This is a genomic window from Pedobacter sp. (assembly GCF_045628745.1).
Classification (GTDB): domain Bacteria; phylum Bacteroidota; class Bacteroidia; order Sphingobacteriales; family Sphingobacteriaceae; genus Pedobacter.
This window is the reverse complement of sequence record NZ_JAZQPU010000322.1, coordinates 1-3,111: the sequence shown is the minus strand read 5'-3', so window position 1 is coordinate 3,111 and position 3,111 is coordinate 1. Positions and strand designations below refer to the sequence as shown.

At 35.4% G+C, this 3,111-nt stretch carries 3 protein-coding genes and 1 tRNA gene; all 4 read right to left on the bottom strand.

What is annotated here, in order from left to right:
- A partial coding sequence (locus ACR2F7_RS11980; RefSeq protein WP_432713794.1) for a HEPN/Toprim-associated domain-containing protein occupies positions 1 to 440 on the bottom strand: 440 nt, incomplete at its 3' end.
- Positions 441 to 733: 293 nt separating this feature from the next.
- Positions 734 to 821 (bottom strand) — tRNA-Ser (locus ACR2F7_RS11975).
- Between the two features lie 52 nt (positions 822 to 873).
- Complete coding sequence (gene pyk, locus ACR2F7_RS11970; RefSeq protein ID WP_432713793.1) at positions 874 to 2,304, bottom strand: pyruvate kinase; 1,431 nt, start codon at positions 2,302 to 2,304, stop codon at positions 874 to 876.
- Positions 2,305 to 2,439: 135 nt separating this feature from the next.
- Positions 2,440 to 2,859, bottom strand: a complete 420-nt coding sequence (locus tag ACR2F7_RS11965; protein ID WP_432713792.1) for an IPExxxVDY family protein — start codon at positions 2,857 to 2,859, stop codon at positions 2,440 to 2,442.
- Between the last annotated feature and the right edge of the window lie 252 nt (positions 2,860 to 3,111).

Genomic DNA, 3,111 nt, shown 5'->3' with positions numbered 1-3,111 from the left:
GAGATCAGAATATTTTGAAGGCTATCTCTAGCCTGTTCATAATTGATAATTTTATTCGAAATCACATTGCGTAGCTCTCGGTAATAAGCAGCGAATGATATTTTCTTAAGCTGAAGGTCATAGTCTGGAAGATAATATTGATTTAAAACATTAGCTCTTACAGCTGACCATTCTTTCTGAGCGGTAAGCAAAGAGTAACCATAGATTTCGAGTCTTTTTAAACATACGCCTACTGTCTGGCGGAATCCCTTGAATTCAAAGTTGCTATCCTCATTATCGTACGCATCCCCCCAATATAGCCTGTTTTTTTCCTTATATGGTCGATATTCGGTGATAAAATCTTCTGGCTGGAAGATCAGGTTGGAAACGTCGTTGTAATATTCGTTTTTGTTGTCATAGGTAGGATAACCTGCAATTGTCAAGTATGAGAAAGCACCCATTTAGATTATGATTTAGGAAAGACTATGTTGCTAATGATTAAGGTAACTAACTTTTTTAAGAACGAGTAACTTTGACGATCAATACCTGCTTTCAAATTTATGCTCTGTTAACGCATCTTCTCACACACTGCTAATTAAGCGTCTTGGATTCTTAGGTTAAACAAAAATCAATAGTTAGTCGTTGCAACTATATTTTTAATACTTGTTTATGAAATTCACACCCCTTTTCATTCCCCACTAGGACCTTAAACAACAAAACCCACTGATATTCAATGGGTTTTGTTGTTTAACTGCGGAGAGAGAGGGATTCGAACCCTCGGTACCCTTTTGAGGTACACACGCTTTCCAAGCGTGCTCCTTCAGCCACTCGGACACCTCTCCAATTCAGGATTGCAAAAGTATAAAAATTTTTGAATCCTGAGCTATATTCTTATTAATCGATAACAGTAACTTTAACCATGTTGGTTTTACCTTTGCGTTCCATTGGAATGGCAGCGGTATTGATAATGATATCACCTTTTTTAATCAGCTTCATATCTTTAAGCAATGCATTTACGTCAAGAATGGTTTCATCAGTACTTTCAAACTTATCGTAATAAAAGCCCTGAACACCCCATACTAAACTTAAAGTATTTAAAAGGTTGATGTTGCTGGTGAAGATGAATGTCAAAGCTTTTGGGCGGTGACTAGAGATTTCAAAAGCAGTGTACCCACTTAAGGTCATCGACACAATGCCCACAGCATTAGTTTGCTTAGAAAGGAAGGCAGCGGTATCGCATACGGCATCACTTAAAAAGCTTTCTGATTTTTGGATCAAATGTTTCTCTGGGTGGAAAGGATAGTTGTTGGTTTCAATGTTTTTGATGATTTTCTGCATCGTTTCAATAACGATTAAAGGAAATTCACCAACTGAAGTTTCACCACTTAACATTACCGCATCAGCACCATCAAGTACCGAGTTGGCCACATCATTAACCTCTGCACGGGTTGGTCTAGGTGTAGTAATCATGCTCTCTAACATTTGAGTAGCAATAATTACAGGTTTCGACGCTGCACGGCATTTGTTAACAATCATCTTTTGCAACAATGGTACTTCTTCCATTGGCATTTCAACACCAAGGTCACCACGGGCTACCATGATACCGTCAGAAACGGCTATAATTTCATCTATATTGGCAATAGCTTCAGGTTTTTCAATTTTGGCAATAACCCTTGCTGTTTTACCTCTTTGTTTGATAATTTCTTTCAATTCAACAATGTCAGCAGCATTACGAACAAAAGAAAGTCCGATCCACTCTACATCATTTTTAAGCACAAACTCCAGGTTATCACGATCTTCAGGTGTTAACGATGGAATAGATACTTTGGTGTTTGGTAAGTTTACCCCTTTTCTGGAAGTAAGGATACCACCATGAACGATTTCGCAAATTACTTCATCGTTATAATTGGTTTCAATTACACGCATCTGCAATTTTCCATCATCCAAAAGAATGATTTCTCCTGCTTTTACGTCCTTTGGAAAGGTGGTATAAGTGATATAAATACGCTCTTCATTACCAATACATTCTTTTGTTGTTAAGATAGTTCTGGTTCCGTTAACTAAATGGATACCACCATCTTGAACCATACCGATGCGGATTTTAGGACCTTGTAAATCGGCCAGAATACCTACATTGTAATTATGTTCTTTATTTATTGAACGGATGGTATCTAAAACTTCCTGGTGATCGGCTTGTGAACCGTGAGAGAAGTTTAATCTGCAGACATCTAAACCTGCGTTAAACATACTAAATAAGACTTCTTTTTTGGCCGATGCCGGACCCAATGTGGCAACTATCTTTGTTCTTGAATGAAAAGGTTTCATTGATTTGCAATTATTATAACTAGCCGACCATGCAGAGGGATAATCAAAAATCCAGGTTATAATCGGCTAATTTTGGTGGTTAAAAATTATTATTGAATCAAATATAGTGTATTTTATACACCTATCATTAAAAATTTATATGATCAGGTTTTCTTTTGACCTTAATTTATTTGGATCTATCTTTGCAGCAACCTGAATACCAGGTAGTTTATTTAAACCACTGATGATGTAATTGAGGTCTTCCTTATCCAGATACTGATGAATAATCATGAAAAAATCTACTTTATTCATTTCAGGAATTAAAAACCCATCGCTGTTTCTGTTGTTTAAAATAAAATATTCGTTATCACCTTGTTCAACATAAAAAAAATATTTAGAAAAAGACAGCGGAGGTTCGTCAATATTGAAGAAAACTTCATGATCTTCGAGTTTTTCGAAATTAAAATGAAGTTGGGTATTGATGTGGTGACAAAGGACATAATCCTTTAAGGATGCGGTAATTGCAATCAGAATGAAATCAAAATCTAAGGAAAGTTTGAGGTAAGTTTTGTTCAAAACGATTTCTTTATTTTAAGATGCGAAATTATAAAAGTAATTTTACTTTACAGTTCGAAATAAAAAGATTAAAATTGATACTGAAATAAAAACATTTGAAATGTGTTAGAATTTATTTTTCTTTGCACTGAATTATTTAACCATTAAATTATAACATTATGTCTGATATTGCTTCAAGAGTTAAGGCTATTATCGTTGAAAAATTAGGTGTTGATGAGAGCGAGGTTACCCCGGAAGCTTCATTCACAAACG

What these genes read in the sequence shown, in the direction of transcription:
- pyk (WP_432713793.1), bottom strand. Translation starts at nt 2,304, where the DNA reads ATGAAACCTTTTCATTCAAGAACAAAGATAGTTGCCACATTGGGTCCG.